General features: G+C 71.3%; 6 protein-coding genes. 2 read left to right on the forward strand and 4 right to left on the reverse strand.

What is annotated here, in order from left to right:
- Nucleotides 1–62: 62 nt before the first annotated feature.
- A complete protein-coding gene (gene nadA / locus KN815_RS38310; protein ID WP_216346428.1) occupies nt 63–1250 on the reverse strand; it encodes a quinolinate synthase NadA in 1188 nt (395 codons plus the stop codon).
- A 238-nt stretch (nt 1251–1488) separates the two neighbouring features.
- On the opposite strand from nadA, the gene KN815_RS38315 reads away from it, so the two are divergent.
- Complete coding sequence (locus KN815_RS38315) at nt 1489–1842, forward strand: HesB/IscA family protein (RefSeq protein ID WP_020871998.1); 354 nt, start codon at nt 1489–1491, stop codon at nt 1840–1842.
- 93 nt (nt 1843–1935) lie between these two features.
- Here KN815_RS38315 and KN815_RS38320 read toward each other — a convergent pair whose 3' ends face one another.
- Both KN815_RS38320 and KN815_RS38325 read right to left on the reverse strand, forming a co-directional pair.
- Nucleotides 1936–3438, reverse strand: coding sequence for a hypothetical protein (locus KN815_RS38320; protein WP_216346429.1), 1503 nt, complete (start codon nt 3436–3438; stop codon nt 1936–1938).
- Nucleotides 3439–3529: 91 nt separating this feature from the next.
- Nucleotides 3530–3754 (reverse strand): hypothetical protein, encoded by a 225-nt coding sequence (locus KN815_RS38325; RefSeq protein ID WP_216346430.1) that lies wholly within the window; start codon nt 3752–3754, stop codon nt 3530–3532.
- Between the two features lie 171 nt (nt 3755–3925).
- Between KN815_RS38325 and KN815_RS38330 the strand changes: the two genes are divergently transcribed.
- Nucleotides 3926–4900, forward strand: a complete 975-nt coding sequence (locus tag KN815_RS38330) for a carbohydrate kinase family protein (RefSeq protein ID WP_216346431.1) — start codon at nt 3926–3928, stop codon at nt 4898–4900.
- A gap of 219 nt (nt 4901–5119) precedes the next feature.
- On the opposite strand, the gene KN815_RS38335 is transcribed toward KN815_RS38330, so the two are convergent.
- Nucleotides 5120–6547, reverse strand: coding sequence for a cysteine desulfurase/sulfurtransferase TusA family protein (locus KN815_RS38335; protein WP_216346432.1), 1428 nt, complete (start codon nt 6545–6547; stop codon nt 5120–5122).
- Nucleotides 6548–6723: the final 176 nt, after the last annotated feature.

The raw sequence follows: 6723 nt of genomic DNA on the forward strand, positions 1-6723 counted from the left end.
AGCAGCCCGCCGCAGGCGCCACGATCGTGCGCCCCGCCCCCATCGTCGCCGAACAACGCTGCCTACGGCAGCGCCAGCATCCGCTCCAGCGCCAGCTTGGCGAAGTGCTCGGTCTCCTTGTCGACCTGGATGCGGTTGACCACCTTGCCCGCCGCCAGCGACTCCAGCGCCCAGACCAGATGCGGCAGATCGATCCGGTTCATGGTCGAGCAGAAGCAGACCGTCTTGTCGAGGAAGACGATCTCCTTGCCCTGGTCGGCGAAACGATTGGCCAGGCGCCGTACGAGGTTCAGCTCGGTGCCGATCGCCCACTTCGAACCGGCGGGGGCTGCCTCCAGGGCCTTGATGATGTACTCGGTCGAGCCCACGTAGTCGGCCGCGGCCACGACCTCGTGCTTGCACTCGGGGTGCACCAGCACGTTCACCCCCGGTATCCGCTCGCGCACATCGTTGACCGAGTCCAGCGAGAAGCGGCCGTGCACCGAGCAGTGGCCGCGCCACAGGATCATCGTCGCGGCGCGGAGCTGCTCGGGGGTGAGCCCGCCGTTCGGCTTGTGCGGGTTGTAGACGACACAGTCCTCCAGCGACATGCCCAGGTCGCGGACCGCCGTATTGCGCCCCAGATGCTGATCGGGCAGGAACAGCACCTTCCGGCCCTGCTGGAACGCCCACTCCAGGGCCCGCTCGGCATTGGAGGAGGTGCAGATCGTGCCGCCGTGCTTGCCGGTGAACGCCTTGATGTCGGCCGAGGAGTTCATGTACGAGACCGGCACCGTGGCCTCCGCGACGCCCGCCTCGGTCAGCACCTCCCAGCACTCGGCGACCTGCTCGGCCGTGGCCATGTCGGCCATCGAGCAGCCGGCCGCCAGATCGGGGAGGACGACCTGCTGGGCCTCGGTGGTGAGGATGTCGGCGGACTCGGCCATGAAGTGCACACCGCAGAAGACGATGTACTCGGCGTCCGGCCGCGCGGCCGCGTCCCGGGCCAGCTTGAAGGAGTCACCGGTGACATCGGCGAACTCGATGACCTCGTCGCGCTGGTAGTGGTGGCCGAGGACGAAGACCTTGTCCCCGAGCTTCTCCTTGGCCGCGCGGGCGCGGGCCACCAGATCCGGGTCGGAGGGCGCCGGAAGGTCTCCCGGGCACTCCACGCCGCGCTCGCTGCGGGGGTCGGCCTCCCGGCCGAGAAGCAGCAGAGCGAGCGGGGTCGGCTGCACATCGAGGGGCTGGGCGGTGGTCACGTCACGCACCCTTCTTTCTTCGCTGGGACTTCGCTGGGAACCCTAATCGTCAGAATGACGCTATCTATCATAGCCGCTTCACGTCACTTTGACGAGAGGCATTGTGTCGATGTGACGCATTCCGGTGTGCCCAGCCGTATGCGAGCATGAAGGGCAACAGGAGATAAGCGCTGGGCCCGGAATGAATCCGGGGCGCCGTTGGTTGGTTCCAACGGCAAGTAGTCCGTACGACCCGGGAGAGAAGCAGATGACCGTTCAGGACGAGACCACCGCGAGCGAGGGCATCATCCTGTCCGACGCCGCCGCGTCGAAGGTCAAGAGCCTGCTGGAGCAGGAGGGCCGCGACGACCTCGCGCTGCGCGTCGCCGTCCAGCCCGGCGGCTGCTCCGGCCTGCGCTACCAGCTCTTCTTCGACGAGCGCTCGCTCGACGGCGACGTCGTCAAGGACTTCGGCGGCGTCAAGGTCGTGACCGACCGCATGAGCGCCCCGTACCTGGGCGGTGCCTCGATCGACTTCGTCGACACCATCGAGAAGCAGGGCTTCACCATCGACAACCCGAACGCCACGGGCTCCTGCGCCTGCGGCGACTCCTTCAGCTAGCCCTGGGCACGGCGGAAGACAGCGAAACGGAAGGGGGCGGGCCCATCGGGCCCGCCCCCTTCCGCATGTCCCGCCGCGGCTTCCGCGGTCCGCTCACTTCCGCAGCGGCACCGTCTCACCGGTGGATCCGTCCACGACCTTCCGGCCGTCCAGCGGCTCCTTCAGCGTCACCTTCCGGTCCAACTGCTTGGCGATGAGGATGCAGGCCCGCCCCGGATGCTTCGGCTTGCTCCTGAGCTCCAGCGTCACCTGCTTCGAGGTCTCCTTCGCGGAGACCGAGTAGGTGTTGCAGACGCCGCCCCAGAAGCGCAGCGTCAGGGTTTTGCCGTCCACGCTGTACGAGGTGATGTCATCCGGCTTGGAGGTCTGCTCCCCCTTGCCCGGCCGGGTCGACGGGGAGTGGCCCGGCTCCTTGGCCTTCTTGATGAACTCCGGCTTCACCGCGGGGTAGGGCAGGGTGACCGCCACCCGGTTGGTCCCGGTCGGCCTGGTCTCGAAGATCCACGACGGCACCAGCGCCCGCCGGCCGTCCACCATGTGCGAGGCCAGGCCGAACGTCACCTTGCGCACGTCCACCTTGCCCGAGGGGCCATCGCCCTTGGCCGACGTCGAGTTGAGCCGCTCCAGCGCCTGGTTCGCGCCGAGCAGCGGATAGCTGTCGTCCTCCTTGGGCTTGGCCAGTGTGCCGCTGCCGCCGACCAACTGGCCGTCGGCGCCGACCTGGAGACTGGTCCCCCAGCCGTAGGTGGGCAGATCGCCCACCTTCGGATCGGCGTTCACCATCCGCACGGCGCCGTAGAGGCCACTCGCGTCCAGCTTCGCGTCCGACAGCCCGAGCGCCTCGAGCACCGGCTCGGCGGCGCGCTGGGCCTTCTCCTCGGATACGGCCTTGTCGCGGCCCTCGGCGGCGCCGTTGTCACCGCGCTTGTCGCCGTCGCGGTAGGACGGGCAGCTCTTGTCGGGCTTCTCCGCCCCATCGCCCTTGTCGGTCCGGACGGCCTTCTGCGCGTCCGGTTTCCCGTCCGGCTTTCCGTCCGGCTCTCCGTCCGGGCGGACGCAGGACGTACCGCCCGGCGACCCATAGCGCGAATACGACCAGCTTCCCGGTCCGGTCCGGCTCACCCGCAGCGTCGGGCCGCTCGCGTCCGGGGTGCCGCCGACCTTCCAGTACCCGTGGTCGGCGCGCGGGCTGCCGGAGACGTCCAGCGCCTTCGCCAGCCGCGCCACATCGGCCTTGGTGACCTTCGGGTCGGTCAGATAGACCGGGGCCTCCTTCGGCCCGTCCGGCAGCTTGCCCGTGACGACGTAGCGGCCGCCGTGTGGATCGGGCTCACCGGGCGCGATGCCCTCATTCCCGCCTCGCTCACCGCCCGGGGTGGCGTAGGCGTCCAGCGCGAGGGGCTTGGGTGCTCCGTCCTCGCCCGCCGCGCCCGGACCGCGGGTCCCGCCGTCCGCCGCGGTGGAGGCCCAGTAGGCGCCGCCACCACCGGCGACCAGCACCGCGGCCGCCACCGAAACGACGGCCAGCGGCGAGCGCCGGCGCGGCCGGGGAGTGTCGTCGGGGGTCTGCGGGGTGTCGGTGTCCTCGGTGCTCACCGTTTCGCTCCTTTGGCTCCGCTCACGTTCTACGGTCCCATCCCTCGCGAGGAGATGCCGATGAGACGGAGCCGGGGCGCGCCCGGTTCCTTCAGTCGCCGTAGTCCGACATGCCGGCCAGCAGATCGGCCGATGCCACAGGCACCGTGATCCCCCGGATGCGGGAGTGGGCGACCGGTGAAACACGCCTGGCCGGAGGCGATACGGTGGCCGCCCAGTGCGGCGCCATCCGGGCCCCGTCGCCGCGCAGCTCCGCCAGATACTCGGGCTCGATGGCTCCGGTGGCGGGAAGGGCGGGGCTGAGGTGCTGGGGCATGATGCCTCCTGGTCCATGGGGGTCGCCGACGCGTACCCCCGTGCACGCACCGTATTCAGCGGGTGTCGGTGAAGAAAGCCCTACTATTGGGTAGTTTCTTCCGTTCGTATGGACACGGCTGAGCAGATAGCGTGAAGCGTCCGATCTCTCCGCCCCCGCAGGAGCGACTCCGTGCGTATTGCCGTAACCGGCTCCATCGCCACCGACCATCTGATGTCCTTCCCCGGCCGTTTCGCCGATCAGCTCGTCGCCGATCAGCTTCATACGGTCTCCCTCTCCTTCCTGGTGGACACCCTCGATGTCCGCCGTGGAGGAGTCGGCCCCAACATCTGTTTCGGCATGGGCGTGCTCGGCCTGAGCCCGATCCTGGTCGGCGCGGCCGGTGAGGACTTCGCCGACTACCGCGCCTGGCTGGACCGGCACGGTGTGGACACCGCGTCCGTCCATATCTCCGAGGTCAAGCACACCGCGCGCTTCGTCTGCACCACCGACGCCGATCACAACCAGATCGCGTCCTTCTACACCGGCGCCATGAGCGAGGCCCGCCAGATCGAGCTCCAGCCGATCGCGGAGCGCGTCGGCGGCCTCGACCTCGTGCTGATCAGCGCGGACGACCCGGAGGCCATGGTCCGCCACACCGAGGAGTGCCGCTCGCGCGGCATCCCCTTCGCGGCCGACCCCTCCCAGCAGCTCGCCCGCATGGAGGGGGAGGACATCCGGCTGCTGATCGGCGGCGCGGAATACCTCTTCACCAATGAGTACGAGGCCGCGCTGATCGAGACCAAGACCGGCTGGACCGCGGACCAGATCCTCGCCAAGGTCGGCACCCGGGTCACCACGCTGGGCGCGCAGGGCGTGCGCATCGACCGCGAGGGCGAGGAGCCCGTCGTCGTCGGCTGCCCGGAGGAGGACCAGAAGACCGACCCGACCGGCGTCGGCGACGCCTTCCGCGCGGGCTTCCTCTCCGGTCTGTCCTGGAACCTCTCGCTCGAGCGCGCCGCCCAGGTGGGCTGCATGCTGGCGACGCTGGTCATCGAGACGATCGGCACCCAGGAGTACGAGCTGCGCCGGGGCCACTTCATGGAGCGCTTCGCCAAGGCATACGGCCACGAGGCCGTGGGCGAGATCGCACCCCACCTCCCCTGAACCCCACCGGGCGCCCAGGGGGCAGCCGCCCCCTGGGCCCCGCCGCGACCGCGGCTCCGCGCGGCTCCGTTGCAGTCGCGCCAGCCCCGCCGTGGTTCCCTGCGACTTCGCCGTGGCTCTCCCCGGCTCCGTGCAGTTCCCTGGGCCCTGCCGCCTGGCCGCCCGCGGTTCCGCTGTAGTCGCCTGGGCCCGCTGGTGCTCAAGGGGCCCCGCTGGGGCCTAGGCGCGGCGGCGGATCCGGTAGGCCATGCCCCGGTCGGCCGTTCGCTCGCCCTCGTAGGTCTGGCCTCGCATCTCGCACCAGGCCGGGATGTCCAGCCGCGCCGCCTCGTCGTCGGACAGCACCACCACCACACCGCCCACCGGCACCTCGCCGATCACCTTGGCCAGCTCGATCACCGGGATCGGGCACCGCTTGCCGAGCGAGTCGACCACCAGCTCGACCTCGGGCTCGGGGCCGGGTTCGCGTTCGGGCTCGGGGTCCGGGGTGACGGCGGCCCCGGCAGGCGTCGGCGCGCCCAAGCCCTCCCGTACCCGCGCCACCACCCCCGGCAGCGCCTCCAGGAACCGGTCCACCTCCGCCTCGGCCGTACCGCGCGGAAGCGAGACCCGGACATTGCCCTCGGACAGCACCCCCATGGCCCGCAGCACATGGCTCGGGGTCAGCGTGGACGAGGTGCAGGAGGAGCCGGACGAGACCGAGAACTCCGCGCGGTCCAGTTCATGGAGAAGCGCCTCTCCGTCGACATAGAGACAGGAGAAGGTCACCAGATGCGGCAGCCGCCGCTCCGGATCGCCCACCACCTCGACGTCCGGCACCAGCTCCGGCACCCGCGCCCGGATCCGGTCCACCAGCCCCCGCAGCCGCTCCGCCTCCGCGGCGGCCTCCGCCCGGACGGCCCGCAGCGAGGCGGCCGCGGCGACGACGGCGGGGAGGTTCTCGAACCCGGGGGAGCGGCCCGACTCCCGCTCGTCGGTGGGCGGGACCGTACGGAAGCGCACCCCCTTGCGCACCGCGAGCAGCCCCACCCCCGCAGGACCGCCCCATTTATGGGCACTTGCCGTCAAGAGCGACCAATTGCCCTCCGTGGGGCCCCAGCCGAGCGACTGCGCCGCGTCCACCAGCAGCGGTACGCCCGCCGCCGCGCACTCCTCGGCCGCCTCGGCGACCGGCTGCCGGGTGCCGACCTCGTGGTTGGCGGACTGTAGACAGGCCAGGGCCACCCCGTCCGGGGCCTCCCGCAGGGCCGCCGCGTACGCACCCGGCGTGACCCGCCCCGTACGGTCCACCGGGACCTCGGTGACCGTGCCGCCGTCCGCCTCGTGCGCGGCCGCCGTGTGCAGCACCGAGGAGTGCTCCACGGCGGAGACGACCAGACGGCGTCCCGCGCGCCGCCGGGCCGCGAGCGCCCCCGCGATGCCGTCGTACACCGCGCGCGTCCCCGAAGGAGTGAAGACCAGCTCGTCCGGGCGGCACCCGACGGCCTCGGCCGCCGCCTCCCGCGCGGCGTCCAGCAGCAGCCGGGCCCGCCGCCCCTCCCGGTAGAGACGTGCGGGGTCGGCCCACCCCTCGTCGAGCGCGGCGAGGAGCGCCTGCCGGGCGACGGGGTGCAGAGGAGCGGACGAGGCCATGTCGAAGTAGGGCACATACGGAACGCTAGTCGCCGGGGCGGACAAACGGACGGGCACGCCCCACGGGGGCGCCTCCGGCGCCCGGAGCGGGGTCCGCACCGCCGCCCGGAGCGTGGGTCGCATCGCGCCCGGAACCGAGACCGCACCGCGCCCGGAGCGGAGCCGCACGGCGGCCGGAGCCAGGTCGCACC

It is taken from the genome of Streptomyces niphimycinicus (assembly GCF_018883605.1).
GTDB lineage: Bacteria > Actinomycetota > Actinomycetes > Streptomycetales > Streptomycetaceae > Streptomyces > Streptomyces niphimycinicus.